At 56.5% G+C, this 24,233-nt stretch carries 21 protein-coding genes; 9 read left to right on the top strand and 12 right to left on the bottom strand.

Annotated features, from left to right (window positions below; all coding sequences use genetic code 11):
- The first annotated feature begins 117 nt into the window (after window positions 1–117).
- Both Q371_RS09410 and Q371_RS09415 read left to right on the top strand, forming a co-directional pair.
- Window positions 118–672: a cupredoxin domain-containing protein gene (locus Q371_RS09410; protein WP_034339393.1), complete on the top strand. Its 555-nt coding sequence runs from the start codon at window positions 118–120 to the stop codon at window positions 670–672.
- 46 nt (window positions 673–718) lie between these two features.
- On the top strand, window positions 719–1,222 hold the full coding sequence (locus Q371_RS09415) for a hypothetical protein (protein ID WP_034339395.1): 504 nt from the start codon (window positions 719–721) through the stop codon (window positions 1,220–1,222).
- Window positions 1,223–1,243: 21 nt separating this feature from the next.
- Here the strand turns inward: Q371_RS09415 and Q371_RS09420 are convergent, their stop codons facing one another.
- The gene (locus Q371_RS09420; RefSeq protein ID WP_034339397.1) at window positions 1,244–2,038 is read right to left on the bottom strand and encodes a MerR family transcriptional regulator; all 795 of its coding nucleotides are present in this window, start codon (window positions 2,036–2,038) and stop codon (window positions 1,244–1,246) included.
- A gap of 95 nt (window positions 2,039–2,133) precedes the next feature.
- Between Q371_RS09420 and xth the strand changes: the two genes are divergently transcribed.
- Window positions 2,134–2,931: an exodeoxyribonuclease III gene (xth, locus tag Q371_RS09425; protein WP_034339399.1), complete on the top strand. Its 798-nt coding sequence runs from the start codon at window positions 2,134–2,136 to the stop codon at window positions 2,929–2,931.
- Here xth and Q371_RS09430 read toward each other — a convergent pair.
- The gene (locus Q371_RS09430) at window positions 2,910–3,578 is read right to left on the bottom strand and encodes an HD domain-containing protein (protein WP_051963896.1); all 669 of its coding nucleotides are present in this window, start codon (window positions 3,576–3,578) and stop codon (window positions 2,910–2,912) included. The two genes, xth and Q371_RS09430, sit on opposite strands and share 22 nt — an antisense overlap.
- Before the next feature lie 276 nt (window positions 3,579–3,854).
- Between Q371_RS09430 and pulA the strand changes: the two genes are divergently transcribed.
- The 3 genes from pulA to Q371_RS09445 all read left to right on the top strand — a co-directional run bounded on the left by pulA (window position 3,855) and on the right by Q371_RS09445 (window position 10,265).
- A complete protein-coding gene (pulA, locus tag Q371_RS09435; protein WP_051963899.1) occupies window positions 3,855–7,076 on the top strand; it encodes a type I pullulanase in 3,222 nt (1,073 codons plus the stop codon).
- Between the two features lie 323 nt (window positions 7,077–7,399).
- Window positions 7,400–8,557: a branched-chain amino acid ABC transporter substrate-binding protein gene (locus Q371_RS09440; protein ID WP_051963901.1), complete on the top strand. Its 1,158-nt coding sequence runs from the start codon at window positions 7,400–7,402 to the stop codon at window positions 8,555–8,557.
- 7 nt (window positions 8,558–8,564) lie between these two features.
- Window positions 8,565–10,265: an ExeM/NucH family extracellular endonuclease gene (locus Q371_RS09445; RefSeq protein WP_051963912.1), complete on the top strand. Its 1,701-nt coding sequence runs from the start codon at window positions 8,565–8,567 to the stop codon at window positions 10,263–10,265.
- 57 nt (window positions 10,266–10,322) lie between these two features.
- Here Q371_RS09445 and Q371_RS09450 read toward each other — a convergent pair whose 3' ends face one another.
- The 9 genes from Q371_RS09450 to Q371_RS27525 form a co-directional block, all read right to left on the bottom strand.
- Window positions 10,323–11,618, bottom strand: a complete 1,296-nt coding sequence (locus tag Q371_RS09450; protein ID WP_051963915.1) for a flavin monoamine oxidase family protein — start codon at window positions 11,616–11,618, stop codon at window positions 10,323–10,325.
- Between the two features lie 78 nt (window positions 11,619–11,696).
- Complete coding sequence (locus Q371_RS09455; protein ID WP_034339401.1) at window positions 11,697–13,049, bottom strand: MFS transporter; 1,353 nt, start codon at window positions 13,047–13,049, stop codon at window positions 11,697–11,699.
- A gap of 91 nt (window positions 13,050–13,140) precedes the next feature.
- Entirely contained in the window at window positions 13,141–14,376 is a 1,236-nt protein-coding gene (locus Q371_RS09460; RefSeq protein ID WP_211253824.1) for an MFS transporter, read from the bottom strand.
- 162 nt (window positions 14,377–14,538) lie between these two features.
- Entirely contained in the window at window positions 14,539–14,745 is a 207-nt protein-coding gene (locus Q371_RS09465; protein WP_034339404.1) for a DUF6755 family protein, read from the bottom strand.
- Entirely contained in the window at window positions 14,742–15,245 is a 504-nt protein-coding gene (locus tag Q371_RS09470; protein WP_034339407.1) for a QcrA and Rieske domain-containing protein, read from the bottom strand. The genes Q371_RS09465 and Q371_RS09470 overlap by 4 nt, the downstream gene beginning before the upstream one ends.
- Window positions 15,242–15,889: a 4Fe-4S dicluster domain-containing protein gene (locus tag Q371_RS09475; protein WP_034339603.1), complete on the bottom strand. Its 648-nt coding sequence runs from the start codon at window positions 15,887–15,889 to the stop codon at window positions 15,242–15,244. Before Q371_RS09475 ends, Q371_RS09470 begins: the two co-directional genes overlap by 4 nt.
- Window positions 15,890–15,997: 108 nt before the next feature.
- A complete protein-coding gene (locus tag Q371_RS09480; RefSeq protein WP_084571357.1) occupies window positions 15,998–18,316 on the bottom strand; it encodes a molybdopterin oxidoreductase family protein in 2,319 nt (772 codons plus the stop codon).
- Window positions 18,316–19,413 (bottom strand): hypothetical protein, encoded by a 1,098-nt coding sequence (locus Q371_RS09485; protein WP_051963921.1) that lies wholly within the window; start codon window positions 19,411–19,413, stop codon window positions 18,316–18,318. Before Q371_RS09485 ends, Q371_RS09480 begins: the two co-directional genes overlap by 1 nt.
- Window positions 19,394–19,537, bottom strand: coding sequence for a hypothetical protein (locus tag Q371_RS27525; RefSeq protein ID WP_169743819.1), 144 nt, complete (start codon window positions 19,535–19,537; stop codon window positions 19,394–19,396). Before Q371_RS27525 ends, Q371_RS09485 begins: the two co-directional genes overlap by 20 nt.
- Before the next feature lie 266 nt (window positions 19,538–19,803).
- Here Q371_RS27525 and Q371_RS09500 point away from each other — a divergent pair, with 266 nt between their 5' ends.
- The gene (locus tag Q371_RS09500) at window positions 19,804–20,133 is read left to right on the top strand and encodes a hypothetical protein (protein ID WP_034339415.1); all 330 of its coding nucleotides are present in this window, start codon (window positions 19,804–19,806) and stop codon (window positions 20,131–20,133) included.
- Between the two features lie 140 nt (window positions 20,134–20,273).
- Window positions 20,274–22,592, top strand: a complete 2,319-nt coding sequence (locus Q371_RS09505; protein ID WP_034339417.1) for a hypothetical protein — start codon at window positions 20,274–20,276, stop codon at window positions 22,590–22,592.
- Window positions 22,593–22,654: 62 nt separating this feature from the next.
- Here Q371_RS09505 and Q371_RS09510 read toward each other — a convergent pair whose 3' ends face one another.
- Entirely contained in the window at window positions 22,655–23,044 is a 390-nt protein-coding gene (locus Q371_RS09510; protein WP_051963924.1) for a winged helix-turn-helix transcriptional regulator, read from the bottom strand.
- A gap of 165 nt (window positions 23,045–23,209) precedes the next feature.
- Here Q371_RS09510 and Q371_RS09515 point away from each other — a divergent pair, with 165 nt between their 5' ends.
- Entirely contained in the window at window positions 23,210–24,220 is a 1,011-nt protein-coding gene (locus Q371_RS09515) for a zinc-binding alcohol dehydrogenase family protein (protein WP_034339420.1), read from the top strand.
- The last annotated feature ends 13 nt before the right edge of the window (window positions 24,221–24,233 follow it).

Here is a 24,233-nt window from a genome sequence, read left to right on the forward strand (position 1 = left end):
CTTCCCCATTCCCTTCTTGGAGATGTGCCTCTTTCGTTGGATGTGATCAGGCAGCAGAATGTCCTCAGAAAATTTCTGAGGACATTCTGCTTGAGGTGTTGCCATACGCTGTGCCCCATGAAACGCCTGTGGTTGACGCTGACCCTTTCTGGACTGGACCTTGCTCTGGCCCACCAAGGTCGCCCCCTCAGTGACCCGAGTTTGCCCCTCTGGGCCAGGGGCCTGCTGGTGGTCTTCACGGTTTTGAGTTTGCTGATGCTCCTCAGGGGTGTCAACAGCATCATGACCCTGTCCAGAAAAAGCACCGATGGGCACCGCATGAAAGCCCTCTGGCAGGTACTGGGATCGGGGGTGGTGTTCACCTGCCTGATGGTGTTCATGCTGCAAACCCCACGCACCATTCCAGAGGGGCACATTTTCCTGATCGAGCAAAGAAGCGGTTGGGAAGCCCATTATGCGGATGGATCCCATGAAGAAAACACATTGCGCGTCAAAGCTGGCGAGATGGTCACCTTGAAGTTGCAACCCCGTGAGAATGGGCCTTTCAGGATCCCTCAACTGGGCATCGAAGTCGATTTGCAGCAAGGTCAGACCACACAACTGATGCTGGTTTTGCCTGTGGCTGGGACCTACACCACCAGTGAAACCGGCCTGCAACTGATTGCACAGTGACCACTCCCATGCCTTTTCGTTTCCCGAACCTCGAAAGGAGGGGTCCATGAATTCTGCTGCCCCCATCCCTGAACCTGACACCGAACATTCCCTCTCTGGCTACTCTTTCACCGGTCCCAACGTGATCAATGTGGCGGTCCTGTCCCTCCTCGCTGCAGCCCTGCACGGAGGGGTGACCGGAGCCCACTTCACCGAATGGATCGGGTACGGCATTTTCTTTTTGTTTTCCACCATGGCACAGGCGTTTTACGGATTCATCATGCTGATGCGTTACTGGGAAGCCCGAGAGGACAGCCAGAACCCGGATCCCCGAATGACGCGCAAAGTGCCGTGGGAGCGGGGCTATTATCAGGCGGGCATCTGGGGAAATCTGGCAGTGATTGCCCTTTATGTCGCCAGTCGCACCTCGGGGGTGCCGTTTTTTGGTCCAGAAGCCGGGCAGGTGGAGGCTTGGGATTTTTACGGGGTGGTGACCACCCTGCTGGAAGTGGCGATGGTGTTCCTGTTGATCGGCATTTTGAAAGACCTGCGCAGTGAACAAGAGGCATAAAAAGAGCAGGTTTGCTGTTGTTCAGGGCTGCTGCAAGAAAAAGGCAATGTCGGTCTCGTATTCCTCGGGGTTGGGGGTGTCTGGCACGCTTTTGACGTAGAACTCTGCGGTGGAACCGTCAATTTTGAGACCGCGCCTGAGGGCCTCCTCCACCACCTGTGTGTATGCTGCGCCCACACGGTCGTAAGGCCCCACAAACCGCCCGATGAAAGCGGGACGGCTTTCAAAGGTGCGCACCTCAATGCGACCTTCACCCTGCACTGCACCCGAGACCGGGATGCACATCTCGACCAGCATTTCTTTGTCGCGTTTCTCGGTGTAGCAGGCAAAGAAACTCGGGTAAGGGGTCTGGTACTGGTGTTTTTTCAGGTGACCCATCAATTCTCGGAAAGCCTGAGGGATCACTTCGTACTCGGGCACTTCCAGAAAAGTGCGGATGGAGAGGGTTTGCAGGGTGGGGATCTGTTCGGTGCGGTATTCCATGGGGTCCTCCTTCAGGTGGTGCTGCAAATGCCAGAGGGACTGCTGTCGGATGGCAATTTCTTCTTCCAGACGGATCTGGTGCTGTTCCAGAACCGCCAAGCTCTGCTCAGGGTGGTCCAGCAGGGTGCGGATGTCTTCCAGAGGTAGGCCCATTTGCCGCCACTGACGGATTTTTGCTGCGCTGCCAATCTGGGAGACGCTGTACTGGCGGTACCCGGTCTGCTGGTCCACTGCCTCGGGTTTGAACAGGCCGATTTCGTCGTAGTAGCGCAGGGTTTTGGCGGGCAAACCGGTCAGGAAAGCAAAACGGGAGATGGTGAGGGTGCCTTGCATGCTTCTTCATCTTGAGGCTTCCAGTGGCTGGAAGGTCAAGGGGTTTGCAGGTTTTGTTGTGTTCTGGGATCAAATGGGTGTGGCATGATCAGGACATGCCCGAGCCTGCCCTGCACAAAGCCATCACCTGGAACGTCAATTCATTGAAAGTGCGCCTGCCTCAGGTGCTGGAGGTGCTGGAGTCAGAGAAGCCCGATGTGCTGGCCTTGCAGGAAACCAAGACGACCGATGAGGTTTTCCCTGAAAGCGCCTTCACAGATCTCGGTTACCATGTGGCGTTCTCGGGGCAGAAAACCTACAACGGGGTGGCCTTGCTGTCCAGAGTGCCTCTTCAGGAGGTGCAGGTGGGCATTCCCGGCTTTGAAGATGCCCAGAAACGGGTGATTGCAGCCAGCACTCTGGGGGTGCGGGTGGTGTGTTTGTACGTGCCAAACGGACAGAGTGTGGGAAGCGACAAGTACCAGTACAAACTCCAGTGGATGCAGGCCGTACAGGAATGGCTACGCACCGAACTGCAAAATCACCCAGAGGTTCTGGTGATGGGTGATTTCAATGTGGCTCCAGAGGACCGGGATGTGCACAGCCCGAAACGCTGGGAAGGTGAAGTGCTGGTCAGCCAAGCGGAACGTCAGGCGTTTCAGGGTTGGCTGGGACTCGGCTTGCAGGACGCTTTCCGGTTGTTTGAGCAACCCGAGAAGGTGTTCAGCTGGTGGAATTACGGCCGTCTGGCCTTTCCCAGAAACTGGGGTCTCAGGATCGACCACCTGCTGGTGTCACCAGCTCTGGCAGGCAGGTGCTCTGGGTGTCATGTGTTGCTTGAACCGCGCAGGCATGAAAGACCTTCGGACCATGCGCCTGTGGTGGGGGTGTTTCAGGGGGTTGAAGGGGGTTGAATCGATCCATTGAGGGGGATTTTCAGTTCTTCTGTGGGAACCTGCAACACACCATTGACCCGTTCAAGTTCCTGCACCGTGTATTCAAACACCTGTAAGAGCTGCCCGAGTCCTTCATGCTGCACCTGTAAGTCCCTGAGGGTTTCACGAAGCCGTCTGTAATACCAGAGGGTGGGCCATTTTCCAGCGTTGAACCTGTCCCAGAAGAGGTCTCCTTGCACGATGGTGTTTTCGAGCAGGTTTCTGGCATTGTGGTTCTTGTCGGAGAGGGCCACCAGCAGCACCGTCTCGGGCTTTTGGGTCAGGGTGAAGATGATGCTTTCCTTGCGCTGGTACCAACTGGCTTTGCGTCCTTGCTGGTCGCGTTTTTCTTTGCTGAGGTCGGTGCAGCCCTGCACCATCTCCAGCACACCCTCTCCAAAAAGTCCTGCAATTTCACCTGCGAGGTCACCGCTGATGTCCTCCAAAGTGTCGTGCAAAAGGCCAGCAATGGCCTGGTCTTCGTTGCCTCCGAATTCCAGAACCACGCTGCTCACCCCGATCAGGTGGGTGAAGTAAGGCACCGTGGATTGTTTGCGGGTTTGGCGCTGGTGGTGCAGCAGGGTGAATGCAATGGCCCGGGTGTAACGTTCGGTCAGGACGGTCATGTGAAACCTCCAGAGGGTGGGCTTGGCCTTCTTGAGAAGGTTGTCCAGCAGGGTAGCATGCTGCCGTTGGCTTGAACAGGCAGAAAATGTTGTGGATGCCCTCTGGAACCTCAATTTTTACTTGGATTGGCGGTTTTTTGAATCGGTTCCATGAAGCGCTTGCTTTTTGGTCTGTCTTTGATTACTCTAAGAAAGATCACATCTTGGTAGCGGTTCCAACTGGACTTCCCCCGGTCCAGAGGGTTGCTCATGCCTTGTGTGGAAAGGAGAAACCCTGTGTTTCTGAAACGCCCTCTGCTGCTTGGCACGGCGGTGCTTGGTCTTGTTGCTTGCAATTTCAACACCACACCCCCACCCACCGAAACCTACCCCTCTTACCTGACCGGCAAAGACTTGAACTTCTTCAAAACCAAACTCGGTGACCCAGAGATCAAGAGCGTGCTGGTGCTGCACTACCACCGTTTCGACAACGATTACACCAAATGGGATGTGTGGTCTTGGCCTGAGAACAAAGAAGGTCAAGCTTTTGCTTTCACCGAAGACGACAAATACGGCAAAATTGCCATCATCGGCTCCAAAGAAGCACCCGGCAAACGGGGATTCATTGTGCGCAAAGACGACTGGTCGGAAAAAGACACTTCCGACGACCGTTTCGCCAACATTCCTGACAGTGGACTCGGGGAAATCTGGGTGGTGAGTGGACAGAAAGACTTCTACACCGATCCAAGCAAGATTGACCTGGGTGCCAAAGCCCAGTTTGCTTTCATGGACAAAGCCAACGAGATCCGTCTGTCTTACAGCCAGCCTCCTTCAGAGTTGTCCAAAGACAAAATCAGCGTGACCATTGGTGGGGCCAAGCAGGCCATTGCCGGGGTCACCATGAACGGCACCACCGCAGTGATTCAACTCGGGGCCTCCATCAAGCCCGAGCAGATCAGTGAAAACATTCAGGTGGCTGCGCCCGGCGTGCAGGGCAACATGACCGTGTATGCCAGAGACGTGCTGAGCACCCCGGATTTCACCTATGCAGGAGGGGACCTCGGGGCGAATTACACCCCAGCATCCACCACCTTCAAAGTGTGGACGCCAGTGGCCACCAAAGCGCAGGTGTTGCTGTTCAACAGCGCAGCAGACGCAACTCCGTACAAAACGGTGGATTTGGTGCGTGGAGACAAAGGCGTGTGGGCCGGAACCGAAAATGGAGACTTGAACGGCAAATTCTACCAACTGAAAGTCACCCGTTACGGAGCCACCAAAACCACCGTGGACCCGTACTCCAGAGCAGCCAGCAATTACTTTGAAGATTTGCCGATCGCCAACAGCAAATCCGCCATTGTGAACCTGAGCAGCACCCAGCCCGAGAACTGGGGCACCTACAAGCAGCCCACCTTCCAGAAACGCACCGATGTGTCGGTGTACGAGGTGCATGTGCGGGACTTCACGGTGGATGCCTCCTCGGGGGTGGACGCCGCCAAACGGGGCAAATACCTTGGGATGGTGCAAACCGGCACCAAAGTGCCCGGCACGGAAGTCTCCACCGGTCTGGACCACCTGAAAGGTCTGGGCATCAATGCCGTGCAACTTCTGCCCGTGTACGATTTCGGCAACCAGACCGAAGGGGCCTACAACTGGGGTTATGACCCTTACCTGTACAACGTCCCAGAGGCGCAGTATTCCACCAACCCCAACGATCCGGCAGCCACCATCCGGGAATTCAAAACCATGGTCAAAGGCTTCCACGATGCCGGGGTCGGGGTGATCATGGACGTGGTGTACAACCACACCAAGCACACCGGAGAGCGTTCTCCTTTCGATCAACTGGTGCCTTACTACTACTACCGCACCACCGATGGGGGCAATTACCTGAACGACACCGGGGTCGGCAATGTGATGGCCACCGAACGCCCCATGGTCAAAAATTTTGTGATCGACTCCCTGAAATACTGGGTGAGCGAGTACCACATTCAGGGCTTCCGTTTTGATTTGCTGGGCACCTTCAAGAAAGAAACCGTTCAGGACATCACCAACGCCCTGACCGCCTTCAAACCCGACATCGTGATGTACGGTGAGCCGTGGACCGGTGGTGGCCCCATCTACTTCGGCAAAGGGGCACAAAAAGGCATGCAGCAGGGGGTGTTCAACGACAACTTCCGCAATGGCATCATTGGAGGGGTTTTCGAGATCGACACCAAGGGTTTCATTCAGGGCGATTTTGGCCGCTCTGGAGCGATCCTGACGGGCCTCAAAGGCAGCCTGGACGACTTCACTCAGGAACCCGGCGAAAGCACCAATTACGCCACCAGTCACGACAATTACGTGTTGTGGGACCGCCTGACCATGGGGGCCAGCAAAGGCAAAGACGAGGCCACCCTCAAGCAAATGCAGAAAATGGCAGGGGCTCTGGTGTTCACTGCGCAAGGCCTGCCGTTCATGTCCGGAGGTGAAGAATTTGCCCGCACCAAGAAAGGGGACGGCAACTCTTACAACTCGGGCGATGACATCAACGCCTTCGACTGGACCCGCCTGCAAAGCAACCGGTTTGCCGATGTGAACGCCTACTACGCAAGCATCATCAAACTGCGTGCTGCCCATCCGGTGTTCCGCCTGTCCACCAGCGCACAGGTCAAGTCGGCTTTCACCCCCCTCAATCTGGACGCCAGCAAAGGTCTGGTGGGCTTCGTGCTGAACGCCAGTGGTGTGGAGGGCGAAAGCTGGAAGAATGCTCTGGTGATTTTCAATGCCAGCGAAACCGCACAGACGGTCAACCTTCCCGAGGGCACCTTCCGGGTTCATGTCAAAGGAGACACCTTCAGCAGCACCCCTCTGGAAACCGTCTCTGGCACGGTCACGGTGCCTGCCCTGTCCACCCTGATTGCAGACGCCGATCAGGTGACCTTCCAGTTGCCTGCCCTGCCAGCCCTGAAATCTGCTTTCAATCTGGACCTCGCCACATTGGATGAATTTGATGCTGCTGGATGCACCACCAACGTGTATGCAGGCTGGGGAGACGGCAACGCTCTGGGCAAACTGTGCGCCGCTCAGGACGCCCAGTACCTGTACACCGGCATCACCTACCGGGTGGACAACAACTCCATGATCCAGTACCTGTCGATGGGCGATGGCGGTCCGGTGCAGGACATGAACACCCTGGATGCCTGGGCCAGAAAAGTGCAGTTTGGCAGTGTGGCCCCCAACTTCTTCATTGCCAACTACAACACCAATGCCACCCCCGAGTTGCGCCGTATTCTGGCGGATGGCAAAACCGAATTGGTCGAAACCGAGACCCTCAAGGTCGTCAATGACAACGGGGTGTTGACCCTCAAAGCCAAATTGGCCCGCAGTGTGCTGGGAGCAGGAAGCACCATCAGGCTCTCTGCTGTGGTGGTCGGTGGGGACAATTACGGTGGCGGATCCATTTTGCCCGGCACAGGCAACAGTGCCGACCCCAGCAAAGATTGGACGGTCACCATCAACAATCCTTTCACCTTCAAATACTGAACACCCAAATACTGAACACCTGTTTCACTTTGCTGGAAAGCTCTGGGGTCATTTGACCCCAGAGCTTTCTTTTGGGTGTTGGTTCTTTCAAGAAACAAAGTTTCCTTTGTTTCTCTCGTGTCGGTCAGCTTTGTCATTCTTGTGTGATGTCTTGGTTTAATTTTACTTACGGGACTTAAGGGAATTTACAAAACTTAAGATTCGTATTAGCATGGTGAATGCGCCCAAAAATTGGGCTGAGTCTAATTTCTTAAAAGGCAACCTCCCTTGCCTGTTCAAACACCCTGAAGATCAGCAGATTTTTCTGCTGACAAGGAGAAACCATGCTCAAAAAAACCATGCTTGTCCTGGCGCTTGCTGCGGGTGCAGCCGAAGCCAAACCCTTCAAAATTGCAGCCCTGCTGCCCCTTTCCGGCTCCCAGTCGTACTTCGGCAATCAGGTGGTCAGCGGAGCCAGCATGGCCCTGCAAGAATCCAGAGCCTACTTCAAACGGGCCTACGACATTGACCTGTCCCTGACCGAATTCGATGACCGGGGTCTTCCCTATCAGGCCACCAGCAACGCCAAACGCCTGATCAAAGACCGCAACATTTACGCCGTGATCGGCAGCATCAACTCGGGGGCCACGCAAGCCGCCGCCACCGTGTTCGCCCCCGAGAACATCTCGATGATCACCCCCAACGCCACCGCCAACAACCTGACTGCACAGAAATTCCCCAATGTGCAGCGCATGGTGGCCAGCGACGCCCTGCAAGCCCCGGTGGCTGCAGAATTCATTGCCAACACCCTCAAAGCCCGCACCGTCTACATCATCAACGACAAAACCTCGGTGGGCGAAACCCTCGCTGAAACCCTCAAAATCAATCTGGAGCGCTCCGGGGTGAAGGTGCTGGGCTACGAAGGCACCCGTGACCGCACCAACTTCCAGAGCTTCGTGATCAAACTGAAGGTGTTCAAACCCGATGTGATTTTCTTCGGAGGGGTGTACGAGCAGGGCGCATACCTGATCAAACAGTTGCGCGACGCAGGGGTGGCCGCCGACTTCGTGGGCACATCGGGACTGGACTCTGAAGATTACTCCCGCATCGGTGGGGCCGCCACAGTGGGCACCTACTTCGTGACCGGCATTGGTCCGGTGTCGGCTTACCCCAACAGCCAGGAGTTCGTGAAAGAATTCCGCAGCAACTACCGTCAGGACCCCCACGGTCTGGCCATGTACGGCTACGACGCCACCAAAGTGTACCTGCGTGCCCTGGAGCGCTGCATCAAAGCCTACGGTCTGGAAAAAGGCGAAGTCCCCACCCGCGAGCAACTGATGAAAATGGTCCGTGAAATCAACGCTCTGGACCTGCTGAGTGGCGACATCCGCTTCAACAGCGCAGGGGACCGCGTGTTCTCCCAGCTGTTCATGATGCAAGTGCAGCCCAACTTCCAGCCCAAAGTGGTGTCCACCACCAGCCTGAAAAACCCCCAGCTCTGAGGACAACATGCCCAACAACCCTGCCCGAACCCTCGTGACCTTGCTGATGTGCGGCGGAGTGGCTTTCGCTGCCTGCCCCACGCCCGAAAAAACCACCCCCATTCCCGCCATTCAGGGCAACACCGCCCAGAGCCCCCTCAAAGACCAGAAAGTGACCACCCGTGGTGTGGTGACTGGCATCTTCGAAGGCCGCCTGAAATTCAACGGCTTTTTCATTCAGGACAAAGAAGGGGACAACGATCCCGCGACCTCTGATGGCCTGTTCGTGTTCCAGTTGGGTGCTCTGGACCTCAAGATCGGGGATGAGGTGCAGGTGACCGGAACGGTCAAGGAATACCTGAACCCCAAAGCCCGAGGCAAAGACACCGAAACCAGCATCGAACTGCCCTCCGAAGTGACGGTGTGCAGCTCGGGGAACACCCTTGCACCGACCCCTATAACCCTGCCCAGAAACAGCTGGGAAGCTCTGGAAGGCATGCTGCTCAGCTTTCCACAGAAACTGACCATCACCGACCTGTACCGACTGGAGCGTTATGGCGAAATGGGTCTGGCTGCCGAAGGCCGCCAGTTCGTGCCCACCAACGGCAACACCACCCGCACCAAACAGCAGAACCTTGATTTGCGCATCGTGCTGGGCGACGGGGCCAGTGAGGAGTACCCCAGCCCAGTTCCCTTCATGCAAGATTACATCCGCCTCGGGGACACCGTGGATGGGGTGACCGGGGTGCTGCGGTACGACCTCGACACCTACAAAGTCGAGCCGGTCAAAGCCCCAACCATCACCCGCACCAGCCCACGTCCAGAGAAACCCCCTTTTGTGGCCGGAAACGTGAAAATCGCCTCCATGAACGTGCTGAATTACTTCACCACGCTGGAGATGCGCGGAGCCACCGACGAAATTGAGCTGGAACGCCAGCGCAAAAAACTGATTGCCACCATGGTGGAACTGCAAACCGATGTGATCACCCTGATGGAGATCGAAAACAACGTCCCCACCGAAAACCCCAAAGACCCCAAAGACCCCCTTCAGGACCTGACCGACGGCCTGAACGAAGCTCTGGGAGGCAAGGTGTACGGCAGCATCAAAACCCCCAAACTGGGCTCAGACGACATCCGGGTGGCTTACCTGTACCGACTGGACACCATTGCACCTGTTGGGAACTTCAAGATCGACAGCAGCAATGTGTTTGAAAGGCCCCCTCTGGCCCAGACCTTCTCCCGCAAAGGCAGCAAAGAGACCTTCACAGTGGTGGGCATCCACTTCAAATCCAAAGGGTCTTGTGGCAACACCGACACCGACACCGGACAGGGCTGCTGGAACCAGAAGCGCACCGAGCAGTCCAAGCAACTGCTGAACTTCGTGAACACCCTCAGTACGCCCAATGTGGTGCTGGTTGGAGACTTCAACGCCTACGGCGCAGAAGATCCGGTCAAAGTGATCAAAGAGGCCGGTTACCAGTCTGCCGAAGAACGCCTGCCCGAACCTGAGCGTTACTCTTACTCCTTCGCGGGCGAGAGTGGATCTCTGGACCACATCTTCGTGGCCCCCAGCCTGCAATCCAAAATTTACGGCGTGGGCATCTGGCACATCAACTCTGACGAATCGCAGTACCTTGATTACCGCCAGAAAATCCTCGACCTGTACACCCCCACCCCTTTCCGTTCCAGCGACCACGACCCGATCATTCTGGGCCTGCAACTGAACTGAAAACACAGGGCACAAAAGACCCCTCTGGACTTCCAGAGGGGTGTCTTTTTTTCAGGTTTACAGGTTTTCCAGCAGTTCGTCCGCAACCCTCAAACCCGAGACATACGCACCATGCACGGTGGAAGGGTGATCCAGACTGGTGGCCTCTCCGGCAAAAAACAGCTTTTTGAACGGTTGACCCAGATTTTCGCGGTCCTCGGGGCTGCTGTGGGTGGGGTAAAACGAGTACGACCCGAGGCTGTGGGGGTCCTGACCCCAGCGGGTGATTTTGAATTTCAACGGTCTGGGCACAGGGCCGTACCTCTGGGACAGCACCTGCAAAGCATCCTCTACAATTCTCTGGTCCGACCAGCCTTCCAGTTTGCGTGCATAAGACCCGGCATTGAAACCCAGCAGCACAGGTTTTTGCAGCAACCGCTCCAAATTCAGCCACTCTGCCCACCTGCCGGGCTGGGTGTCGGCATGACCGAGCAGCAAAGATTCATCCCAGAACACCTCTGGAAAGACCAGCACGGTTTTGTTGAGGAGGCCCATCCCCAGACGCCCGATGGCCTGCTGTTGAAGCTGGGGCAAAGCGGGCACGAACTCGATTTTTCGGGCTTTGAGGACCCCCAGAGGTACCGTCACGAGGACATGGTCCGCCTGAAAGGTCTGTTTCTGTGTGACCACCCGCACCTGACGGGCGTCCTGCTCGATGCGTTTCACCTGCTGGCCCAGACGCACGTCCAAGCCCTGATAAGGCCTGAGGATCTGGCTGTAACCGCCCGGAAACAGCAAATCCGGCCCAGAGAGGTCTCCGGAGGTGTTCCAGTGCCGACCCGAGAGTTCTGACAGGTCTGCTGCAAATTCGTGCTCCACAGTGCTGTTGAACGCATAACGCTGGCCTCGGGTGTCCAGACCCACCCCCACCTGCTTCAAAGCCTGTTCCAGCGACAAATCCTTGCTCTGGGATTCTGCGTAAGTGGTGGCGCGGTTCAGCCAGTTTTGCACCTGACTTTCAGAAGGCATTTGCAGGTCTTCGGGGTACAGTTCCAAGTCGTCGTAATCGGTGGGTACGGTTTTCACTTTGAGTTGGCGGGCCAGCTTGTCCATCGGATTTCCCTCGCTGCCATGGATCCAACTGGCCCCGAGGTCCAGAGGCATTCCCAGTGAAGTGTCCGTGTGAATGCGCCCCCCGATGCGGTCTCTGGCCTCCAGCACCATCACCCGCACACCTTCTGACTTCAACTTCTGAGCGGCAGCCAGACCCGAGATGCCCGCCCCAATGACCAGCACGGTTTTCTGTTCGGCAGCTCTGGCCTTGCCTGCCAACCATCCCAACGGAGCCATCAAAAACACACGCCTGTGAACCATACCCTCAGCATAAAGAAAAACCCCTGCGAGGCAGCAGGGGCAACAGAAGGGATTTGGGAAGAGAGAAGCAGGTGAAGGTCAGCTCGGGCGTTCGGCCCCTTTGCGTCCATAAAAGTAATGGTTGAGGGCCACGTTGAACAGGAAGAACGCTGCAATGCCGTAGAAGAAAGCAACGGTGTTTCCAGTGGCAGCGATGGTGCTGCTGATCAGCATGGACACGATGAAAGGGCCGTAAGCAGCAATCGCAGCGGTCCAGCCAATCACGCCCGCAGCCTGAGTGGCGGGAAAAATCACGGGCATCTGGCGGAAAGTCGAAGCGTTGCCAATGCCAGAGAAGAAGAACAGGGAGAGCATTCCGGCCACAAAGAAGGGGAACTCTTCAAGGCTTTTGGGGGTGACGTAAAAGCTGGTGAAGATGGCACTGGTCAGCATTCCAACCCCAGAGATGGTGGTCAGGATGGCTCCGCCGGTTTTGTCGGCAACCATGCCGAACACCACGCGCACTGCACTGCCAATCAATGGACCAAAGAAGGCGTACTGGAGGGGAACCGGAGCGTTCTCAAATCCGCCGTACAGGGTTTTGATGAGCAGGGGGAAAGCGCTGGACAGTCCAGAGAAGGCCCCGAAGGTCATCAGGTAAATCGAGGTCATCACCCAGGTGTGTTTGTCTTTGAAGATGGTCAGGATCTGTCTGGGGTTGGCTTTGACCGGAATGCTTTTCAGGGCGAACCATGCCCACACGGCACCGATCAGGATCAGGGGCACGTAAACGTAAGGGGCGTTTTGCAGGAAGATTTCTGAGGTTTTGGTTTTGTCATGGAAGGTTTGAGAACCGCCGGCCAGAGAGGCAAACCCGGCCAGCCCAATCACCCAGGGGGTCAGGAACTGGGCCAGAGACACCCCGAAGTTGCCGATTCCAGCCTGAATGCCAAGCGCGGTACCTTGCAGTTTTTTGGGGAAGAACAGGGATGTGGAAGGCATGAAGCTGGAGAAGTTGCCTCCGCCCAAACCGGCAGCGAAAGCCAGCAGCATCAGGACCCAGTAAGGGGTCTCGGGGTTTTGCACGGCAATTCCCCAGCCAATGGCGGGAATCAGCAGACTTAACGTCGAAATGGTGATGGTGTGCCGTGAACCGAACAGCGGAATGAAGAAGGTGTGGGCGATGCGCAGGGTTCCGGCAGCCAGACCAGGCATGGCGGTCAGCCAGAACAGCTGGGTGGTGGAGAGGTTGAACCCCACCCCCTGCAATCGGGTCACGATGGCCGACACCATGAACCACGTGGCAAAGGCCAGCACCAGATTGAAGGTCGTGACGGTGAGGGTTTTCCAGGCTCTGGCTTTGCCTTCGCTTTCCCAGAAGGATTCCTTCTCGGGGGTCCATTCACTGAGCCATGTGGGGTCCTGGGCGGGTTTCTGGTTTTGACTGAGCATGTTGACATCCTTTCAAAAGGCAATTGGGGCAAGGGGATTTGGGGGTGTACTGCACAGGATCTTTTCGCTGTGAACTGTTTACTGTGAACTTTCAAGGCAAAGCGTGCAGTTTGTTCAGGACCGCAGCCAGCCACAGGGCAGCCAGCAAAGTGATCACCGACATCACCATGAAGGTGGCTTCAGGGACACCGATCAGGCTCTGGGACACTGCGAACAGGGGGGGCAGCACGAATCCACCCAGAGCACCGAACATGCCCACCAGTCCACCCACCGCACCCACATCGCTGGGGTAATACTGGGGAATGTACTTGTAGACGGCAGCTTTGCCGATCCCCATCCCAACCGCCATCACGAACAGCAGGGCCGTGAAGGTGCCCACCGGCAATTCCAGCACAGGAAGGGACAGCACCACCGAGGGAATGAAAATCAGGGCGAACATCAGTTTCATGACCACTCTGGGACCAAATTTGTCACTCAGGAAGCCACCCAGAGGACGCAGCAAACTGGCCGGGAAAATGAAAATGGTGGTGAGGAGGGCTGCATGTTTGAGGTCAAGGCCGTACACATCCACGTAGTACTTGGGAAGCCATGCGCTCAGGGCCACGTAAGCCCCAAAAACCACCACGTAGTACAGGCTGAAACGCCACACCCGCACTTCACGCAGGGGCTTAAGGATTTCGGACATGGGTCTGCCCTGTCCGGGCATGCGGTCCTGCTTGGGTCCAAAAGCCCACATGCACAGGGCCATCACCACCAGAAGCACGGCGTACATGATCGGGATGAAACGCCACCCTCCGGGAATCACTCCACCCAGAAAGCCTGCAGCAGGAAGAAGGGCAATCAGGGTCGGGGCCACCAGTTTGGTGACGCTGGCTCCCACATTCCCAGCTCCGAACACCCCGAGGGCAAACCCCTGATGCTCTTTGCTGTTCCATGCGGAATTCCATGCAATCCCCACCGAGAAGGAATTCCCGGCCATGCCGATCATGAAGGCCAGCACCAAAAGCAGCACGTAACTGTGCGTGAAGGCCACCAGAGCAGTGGGAATCGCAGTGAGCAGCAGCATCCACGGAAAGACGTTGCGGCCACCAATGCGGTCGGTGAGGATGCCGAAGTACAGCCTCCAGATGGCCCCGTTCAGGACCGCCACGCTGGTCAGCCAGCTCATTTGCAGGTCGGTCAGACCCAGTTCTTTGCGGATGGGAATCCCCAGCACCCCGAACATCAGCCACACCGCAAACATCAGGGTGAAGCCGAGTGTGGAGAGCCAGAGGACTCTGGATGCCTCGCTTTGTTGGGTGGTTTTGTTCATGTGTACGCTCTGCATGGGGGCTCCTTCATTGCCGAGGGCGCAGGGCCGAGGGCCGAGGGCATTTCTATCGGGCTTTTGCGATGGCTTTTAACCTTGACATGGCGTTTGGGACTTTAAAGATTGATTTGGCTCTCGGCTTCAGGGCGAGGCACGCCTAGCCCCTACAAGGCTCTCGGCTCAATTGCGAATCATCGACACCAGTTTCAAATTGATCCCACCCAGCACCAGAGAACTGGCTGCAATGGGCCACAAAATGCCTTTGTCTCCGCCCAGATAAGCGTCCAGTCCGGTGATCAAAAGAAAGAGCTGGATGGTCCAGAGCACCAGAATGAACACCAGAATCAGGTCGAGCATCACGGTTTTTTGCTTCTGGGTGTTGTTCATGCCCGTTCCATTCCGATGGCGTAGACCACGCCTTCTCTGATTTCGAGTTTCACCCGGTCAAGGCCCCTCTGGGGAGGTCCGGCCAGCACGTCACCGCTTTTTGCATCAAAGAAACCTTCGTGGCAGGGGCATTCCAGTTTTCCGGTGTGCTCTGCGAAGAACACATGGCAACCGAGGTGGGGGCACTTCTGGGAATAAGCACTGAAGGTGCCGTCCTCGTGGCGCAAAAGCAGGGCGTGGTCGTCTTTTTCGGGGTAGCGGAAGGCCAGGAATCCTCTGGGTTTCAGGCTGTCCACGCTGGCCACTTCTTTCTCTGGGTGGGAGGTGGTTTCTTGCTGGACGGTGCCCGCGACCGCCAGAAGGGCACTACCGAGGCCCAGAGCAGCACTGGAGAGGCCCAGAAAGCGGGTGAATTCCCGGCGGGTGATGTAGCTGGTTTTGTCCCAGTCCACCGAAAAGTCGGCTTTCCAGTGGGGGTCTTGTTGGGTCTTGCTTTTCACAGCAGGCCTCCTGACATCGGCATGGCTTCAAGGTGACTGAAAGGATCGAGGTGGTCGTAAGCGCCGTCTTCAAAACGGCCATCGAGGTGGTGCATCACGTCCATGGACAGGTTCACGTAACCGTCGGGGGCCACCAGAAACACGCGGGTTTTGATTTCCTGCATCCCGAAATCGAAGGTGTTGATGGGGGTGCCTTTGCGTCTGGATTGGAACTCTTCTAAAGTGCCGTAAAAGAGGGCTTCCGAGGGACACACGGTGGCGCACATGGGTTTCAGGCCCTGAGAGGTGCGGTCGTAGCACATGTCGCACTTGAGCATCTGGTCCATCTCGGGGTAGTAACGGGGCACGCCGAAGGGGCAGGCCATCACGCAGTTTTTGCAGCCGATGCAGCGTTCTTTCAGGCTGCTCTGGACCACCTGATCTTCGGTGCGTTTGATGGCGTCTGCTGGGCACACGGCAGCGCAGGTGGGGTTTTCGCAGTGCATGCACACCATCGGCACGGTCTGGGTGGAGTTTCCGCGTTCCATGTATTCGAGGTGAATCATGGGTTTGCCTTTGTGGGTGGCGCACTCACTGCACGCCTGCATGCAGCTTTTGCAACCAATGCAACGGATCGGATCGATGAAGAAGCGCATTTCAGACATGGGGGCCTCCAGAACGCCGAGGGCCGAGGGCAAAGGGCCGAGGGCTGTAAAATGCTTCAGCAAAAGCCAGATGGAAATGCTGACCGCTGACCGCTGACCGCTGAACACTCATCTGGAGAACTCCCTTCTGCGGTCATTGATGCCGTAATTGACCGGGAGTTTCTCGGTTTTGCCAGAGAGCCTCTGGGCTTCTTCCCCTTCACGGATTTCTTCGGGGGTGGCTTTGGAGACCACACAGGCACTGACTTTGAACTCGGGAATTTTGGAGACCGGATCCAGAGCCCGCTGGGTGAGCATGTTGATGCTCTGTTTGCCGCCCCAGTGGTAAGGCACGAACACGGTGTCGGGGCGGATGGTGTTGACCACCATGGCCCGCACGGTGATCTGGCCCCGGCGGGTTTTGACGGTCACCCAGTCGTTGTCCTGAATGTTCAGTTTGAGGGCCAGTCGAGGGTGGATTTCCATTCTGGGGTTGGGGTACTGGTCCACCAAGGGTCCAATTCGGCGGGTCTGGGTGCCAGAGAGGTACTGGCTGACCACGCGGCCCGTGGTGAGCCAGATGGGGTACTCGGTGTCCACCACTTCGCCAGATTCGCGCCATTTGACGGCGTTGAAGTGACCGCGTCCGTCGGGATGGTAGAATTTTCCACCTTCGAAAAGTCTGGGGGTGCCGGGGTGGTGGGTGTCGAGGTCCTCGGAGCGTTTGGCGGTTTTGCCTTTTTCGGTGGTCTGGGGGGCAGGCCAGAACACGCCGTTTTCTTTTTCAACCCGCTCCCAGGTGATGCCCGAGTAGTCGGCGGTTCCGCCACGGGAGGCGAGGCGCAATTCTTCAAAGATCTCTTTGGTGTTCTGGTAGGGGAAGTATTTGCCGCGTCCCAGACGGTGGGCAATGTCCAGCAGGATTTCCCAGTCTTTTTTGGCCTCTCCGGGAGGGGTGATCGCCTGATTGATCTTGATGACCCGACCTTCTCCAGAGGTGGTGGTGCCTTCGTCTTCTTCTTGCAAGCTGCCGGGCAGCACAATGTCTGCGTGTTGTGCGGTTTCCGACAGGAAGAAGTCAATCACGGTGTAGTGCTCCAGTTTCTCAAGGGCTTCGCGGTTGAAGTTGGCGTCTGGCAGGCTGACCAGAGGATTGAAGCAAATCGAGAGCAGTCCTTTGATGTTCCCTGCGTGGATCTCATTGAGGATTTCCTGCGCAGAGAGGCCCTTTCCGGGAATTTCGGATTCTTCCACGCCCCAGATGTCTGCAATGTACTGGCGGTGCTCGGGGTTGGTGATGTCGCGGTTTCCGGGAAGCTGGTCGCACTTGTGGCCATGCTCGCGGCCCCCTTGACCGTTGCCCTGCCCGGTGATGGTGCTGTGACCGCAACCCTCCCGGCCAATTTTTCCGGTGGCCAGGGCGAGGTTGGCGCAGGAGACCACGTTCTCGACCCCTTTGGTCTGGTGTTCCAGACCTCGGGCGTGCAGGATCATGCCGGTTTCGGCCTCACCATACCAGCGGGCAGCTTTCTCGATCTGGTGGGCCGGAATGCCGGTGATTTTGGCGGCCCACTCTGGGGTGGCGTCTTTCACGGCTTCACGGGTTTCTTCAAAGCCCGAGGTGTGCTCGGCAATGAATTTCTCGTCGGTGAGGCCGTCCCTGATGATCACGTGCAGCATGGATATCAGGAGTGCGCTGTCCGTTCCGGGTCTGAGGGGCAAGTACAGATCCGCAGTCCTTGCCATCGGGACCATGCGTGGATCGGCGTAGATCAGTTTGGCTCCGTTGTCTCTGGCGCGCCACACGTAATCGGTGGTGATGGGGAAGCACTCGGCAATGTTGGTGCCAATCACGAAAATCACTTTGGCTTTGGTGATGTCTTCCCAGTGGTTGGAGGCGCGGTCGATGCCGTAGGCTTTTTTGTTGCCTGCTCCGGCGCTGACCATGCACAGCCTGCCGTTGTAATCGAGGTTGGCGGTTTGCAGGGCAAGGCGGGCAAATTTTCCGACCAGATAGCTCTTTTCGGTGGTGAGGCTGACCCCACTCAGCATCGCAAAGCTGTCACGTCCGTATTTGGCCTGAATTTCTTTGATTTTGGAAACGGTTTCCTCAAGGGCCTGATCCCACGAGATGCGCTCGTAGCCTTTTTCGGTGCGCTTCATGGGGTACATCAGGCGGTCGGGGTGTGAGCCTTGCAGGTAACGTTTGACCCCTTTGGGGCACAGTTTGCCTTTGTTGAAAGGGAAGTCGGTGCGGGGTTCAAAACCGACCACAGCGTTGTCTTTGACTTTCAGGTTGATGCCGCATTGCTGTCCACAGAAGCAGCAGTGGGTGGCCACGAGTCGGTCGTACTCTTCGATGGTCTTGAAACCACCAGCAGGGGTGTAGTGCAGGGTGGGACCGTACAGGTCCACCATTTCTTCTCGGGTGAGCGGAACCTTGGCCATTACATGAACTCCTTGCCGGAAATGCGGAACTGGTTGGCGGTGACCATTTTGCGGCGGCAGGAGGGGCAGAGGTTCTGCCAGTTTTCGGCCTGCTCGTGCTCGTAGTTGAAGCCCAGTTCGGGGAGGATGGTTTTGATGTCCTGCTGGTGCATCAGGGAGATGTATTCGTCTCCGCAGCGGGCGCACTTGCCTTGCTCGCTTTCGGCGCCAGAGGCTTTGTAGAACCACACGCCCACGTTGGCGATGCGCTGGAAGATGTGAAAGAACTTGCCGAAAGGGAGGTACAAAAGCCAGAGCATCACGGTCACGGCGTGGGTGGTGGTGATCCAGTAGTAAAACTTCCCTTCCATGAACATGTTGGAAACGGTCAGCATCATGCCGGTCACGCTGACCGCAAACAGCAGGATCAGGGGCATCATGTCGTTGTCGAAACGCTGGGTGGTGATTTCGGCTTCGTCTTTCATGCGGCGGGCCACAGCGAGGGTGACCCCGATCAGGCACAGCACCGCAGCGATGTTCAGCATGTGGAAGTACAGCCAACCCACCACGCTTCGGGCATAAAACGCGGTGAACGTCATGTCGATGCCGAACAGCACCATGTAGTAGTGGTCGGGTTTCTCGGGCAGGCTTGCAAAGTGCAGCCATCCGAAAGTCAGGGGGAAGGTCACCAGAATGGCCAGCACGCAACCCCAGAAAATGAACTGGTGGGCGGCCCAGCGGCCTCTGGAACGCTGGCGGATGAAGCGCTGCTCCAGCAGTTTCTCCCAGGCCAGCACGAAGAATTTCCGGGTGTTTTGCCACCGGTGGCCTTTTTGCCAGAACAGTTGCCAGCCGCGCTCCCAGTACAGTTTGGTGGCGGGCCTCTGGAGCCACACCGCGTAGCGGTACACCACGCCAAAGAGGGCAAACAGGGTCGAGAAGCAGTATCCAGCCAGAGCCCCGTCAAAGCTTTTCAGGCGGTTGGATCCGATGAAAATCAGGATGCTCAGGACCACCGAGAACACCAGACCGGCCATCACTCCCTTGCGGTCCAGACTGACATCCATCATGGGAATCTGGATGGATTCGGTTTTGGGATTATTCAGACTGCTTTGCATCTTGACCCTCCTGTAAGGTCTCCACGACATCCACCACACCGCGCATGTCGGGCACCAGTTGTTCCCGGCCATCGGGGAGGGCTTTGACACGACCCTGCCAGACACCGTTTTCTGCGCGCCACATCACCACAACGTAGGTGGGTTTGGTATGTGATTTTGTTCTCGAAGGTGAACCCATGGGTGTATGATGCCCCAGCCCACTTACAGCCCACTTACAGGTTTTTCATGTGGGATTTATGTCCCGAAAAACCAGTGGGGGGTTTCAAGGTTCAGGAAATTTCTTTCTCCACACACCAAAAACCAGACTTCAAGCTCCGAGTCCAAAAACATGCAGAGGTTTCCACTTACAGAAATGTCCTGTAAGTCGAGACAAAACGGTATGCTCTCGGGATGGGGCACCGCAAAACCTTGCAACAACAGTGGCTGGATGCCGCGATGAAAGCCAGTCAGGGACCAGAGGTGCACATTCAATGTCCTGCCTGCAAAGTGGGCATTTTGCGGTTGTTTGATGTCAGTCCGTTTGAAAGTTCACCCAAATTGGAGCGGTATTTTGCCTGCAACACCTGCAAGGCTTACCAAGTGGCCCTCAAGCCCAGAGATCCAGCAGAAGAGGGCCGGTTTGTTGAACTGGTGGTCGGCGAACCAGAGGAAACGGCCCAGTCCAAATGGCAAAGCATGCTGGAGATGTATGGCCCGCCCATGACATCAAAGAGCCATTGAAAATCAAAATCAAGGTTTTTGCACAAGGATGAGAAAAAAGATACAATTCTCACAGGAGGTTTCATTTTCCAGATCGTCAATCTGTATCGTTTGCATCAACCCCCAGCCATTTCGCGTCTTTTGTTTTGTCGAGGTCTTTTATGAAAATCAATGCTGTTCATGTGTTGTCGGTGCTCTCTGTGGGACTGGCCAGTTGTGGCGTGCAGCCCACACCCAGGCCAACGGAATCCCCTGACACCCGGGTGGAAGAAATGGCCACTGCCCCCACCTGCTCTGCCTTCACCCGGTTTGGTGCAGGATGGAACCAGAGCTTCACCCTGAGCGATGGGGCCACCCCTTACAACTACCACGCCTACACCACGGTGCTGCCCCAGACCACCGACATGCAACTGGTGCCCTACCCGATCAATGCTGCAGGCACCACATCTGTGCCTTCTCCTCTGCACTACGACTATTTTTACCGTCCCACTTTGACCCTTGCCGGGGTTCCTGAAGGAGGAGGTGCCACCACCAATGTGTACATCAACACCTATGCTCTGGTGGGCCTTGCTTACCTCAACGACGTGAAAATGTTTGATCTGCGGGTGCGCAATGCGGCAGAAGACCTACGGACCATCAATGACGCGGGTACCGTCAGTTCGGTGGTGACCCGTGGTGACCGCTGGACGTTCTTCCCCAGCAAACGGTTCAAGCCCGGTGCCGTGCTGAAAGTGGAAACGTTCCTCAAAGGCAACATCACCTACAAAAACGAAATGGTTCTGGCCAATTATCAGGGTCAGGGCAGCAACCCCAAAAAATGGTTCAAGGTGGCCATGCCCCATCAGGACCTGGTGGTGCGCATCAACACCGATCCTTACAATCTGGAAGGCAACCCCAACCCCATCCAGACGTTTGTGGTGCCGGTTCGCGGTTTCAACAACGCTGCAGATCCATCCCATGCCTTCTGGTTCCGCAATGAGCTGTATTACGACGCGCCTTATGATGCAACAGCTGGAAAATCCATCCCTCAGGGCACTTCTGCATTCAACAGCTGGCTGGAAAGCCGTCAGGACCACGTCCTGAACTGGAGCGTCTTTGACCAGAAGATCGGCAAAGTCACCGTGGATGCCAACAACAACCCCTCTGCACCCACCGAAGTGAAAAACTTGCAGGACTGGAATCTGGGCACACCGTCCACGACCAACCAGCTCAACTGCATCAGCAAAACCACCACCGTCTACAACGACCAGAGGCGCTTTGACCACATCATGCCAGCCTCTGTGGTGAACGCACCCAAACTGGCCGGTCCATCCGTGACCTCTGGAACGGCCCGAACCGTCACCAGTCCGGACACCAAGATCAGCGAAACCAGAGCCACCACTTCTTTTGTGCTCAAGAACTCTGGCACGCAGCCTTTGACTTACAGTTGGGGCAGCGGTCATGACTTGATTCTCAGTGATGAAAACCTCAGCAAAACCCTGGCCCCGGGCACCTCGAGAACCGTCACGGTGTCTGGCAGATGCCCCATTGATCCAGCAACAGGAAAACCCCTTCTGCTCAATTACTCCCAGCAGCTCAGGTTGTACACCAACGATCCGAGACAGACTGCGGGTGCCAACTGGATTTTTGGAAGCGGCATCAACATCAAAGTGATCTGTGCAGCCACCACCCTGTACGGATGGAGCAATGGCACCCAGACCTACGTGAACGTGGATTTCCCTGCAGAGGGTCAAAGCGGTGGACCCCAAGCGAGCAGCAATCCCCTTGCAGACTTCCAGAGCAAATTGACCACCGACCTGGCGTTCAGCAATCCCCGTGAAGTCAATCCTGCTGGCGGATCGGGCACCTGCCAGAGCCAGTTGTCTCAGGCCACCAACGCCACCCGTTGCTTCTGGGCCGATGTGGAAGCCAACCCTGCTTTTGAGGCAAGCAACGAAGTGGCCCGAACATGTGCGCGGGCTCTGGGAACAGCCGCTGCCATCTGGAAGATTGACAACCCCACTTCTACTGGCTACCCTTCTGTCGTCTCATTGTATGGAGATTCCAGCAAAGCCGCTCAATACGGGACCGGGGTTTGCAGCGATTACAATCTGGTCCTTACTGGGGCTCCTGTCAACAGCGGTTCTTACAACTATGCCGTCGGTCACCGCTACGGCAACATCACATACACCGTCACTGAGCAAGGCATCACTCCGGGATATACCCCACCCAATGCCGCAGCACTGGCTTGTGCTCAAAACCTGGTCAGGGCCGCCGCCATCTGGAAAATCGACAATTTCTTTTCTACAGGTTATCCTGCTGCATCTGTGTTGACCGCTTCACCAGAGTTGTACGGCACACATGCTTGCCAGAACGACCAATTGACTGTGGCAGGTGAAGCAGTCAGCAGTGGCTCTTTCACTTACCTTGTCAAACATGGACAGGGCACACGCCTGTACACCGCCACCGAATCGGGTGTTGCAGAAAGCAACCTTCCCTGAAACCCTCCAACCCGAACCGCCTGCATTTGCAGGTGGTTTTTCAATTCACCTTTCTGCGCCCTTCAACCGGCAGAGGCCACTGTGTTGCTTTTGTTTCTCAGGGCGTACACGTAATCCTGATTCTCACGGCCCCATTCCAGCATGGCGTGGATGATGGGTTGCAGGCTTTTCCCCACTTCAGTGAGCGTATAATCCACCCGAGGGGGCACCTCCGGGTACACCGTGCGCGTGACCAGTCCATCGGACTCAAGTTCACGGAGTTGCAGGGTCAGCATCCTCTGGGTGATGCCGGGAATCAGGCGTTTCAGTTGTCCAAAACGCAGGGTGCCTTTGCTGAGGTGGTACATGATCACCCCTTTCCAGCGACCCCCAATCACTTCGAGGGTCAGTTCGACCGGGCAACCAAAACGACAATCCCATTTGCGGTCCATGCTTGAGGTGTCTTCAGACATCAGGCATCCTTTCTTGGTTGCGTTCCAGACACAATGGTCTCATTTTTGTGACTACGTATCAGAACTGTAAGTACTTGTGCATGCTGCATGTTTGCACGATACTGCATGACAGAGCAGCAAGCAAGGCAGGCTGCCCAATCCATTCACACCTTCAAGGGGTCAAACATGAAAGCCGTTGGCATCAAAGCACACCTGCCCATCGAACATCCTGAAAGTTTTCTGGATCTGGAGTTGCCCATCCCTGTGGCCACAGGACGGGACCTGCTCATCCGCGTGGAGGCCATTTCGGTCAATCCGGTGGATTTCAAACAACGCAAAGCCCGACCCGGGGTTGAATTGCCCGAGCCGAAAATCCTCGGGTGGGATGGGGCCGGGGTGGTGGAGGCCGTGGGCGATCAGGTCTCGTTGTTCAAAGTGGGAGATCCGGTGTACTGGTCGGGGTCGATTGTGCACCCCGGTTCGAATGCCCAGTTTCAGTTGGTGGATGAACGCATTGTGGCCCTGAAGCCTGAGTCTCTGGGCTTCGCAGACGCCGCAGCCCTGCCTCTGACTGCCCTGACTGCGTGGGAGGCTTTGCATGACCGCCTGCGCCTCTCTGAAGAGCACCAGGGCCAGAGCATCCTGATCATTGGCGGTGCAGGTGGGGTAGGCTCGATTGCCATTCAAATGGCCAAAAATGCCGGTCTGCAGGTGATCGCCACGGCTTCCAGACCCGAAACCCGGGCATGGGTTAAGGAAATGGGGGCCGATGTGGTGATTGACCACAGCAAGCCTCTGGATGAGGAACTGGCCCGTGTGGGCATCCCCGAGGTGGATTTCATTTTCAACACCGTCAACACCGTGCAGTACTGGGATGTCAGTGTCAAAATCATCCGGCCACAGGGAGGCATCGTGTGCATCAATGGCACCGGTGAAAAGTTGGCTCTGGGGGCACTGTTTGGCAAAAGCGTCAGCTTCCACTGGGAACTGATGTTCACGCGCAGCACCCACCAGACCCCCGACATGATCGAGCAGCACCACATCCTGACCAGCGTGGCCCGAGAAATCGATGCAGGCACCCTGAGAAGCACCGTGCAGGAGAACCTCGGGACCATCCATGCAGAGCACCTGAAACAGGCCCATGCCAAACTGGAAACCGGGCGCACCATTGGAAAAATCGTGCTGGAAGGCTGGTGAAGGTTTCAAAGCA

It is taken from the genome of Deinococcus misasensis DSM 22328, from assembly GCF_000745915.1.
Taxonomy (GTDB): domain Bacteria; phylum Deinococcota; class Deinococci; order Deinococcales; family Deinococcaceae; genus Deinococcus_C; species Deinococcus_C misasensis.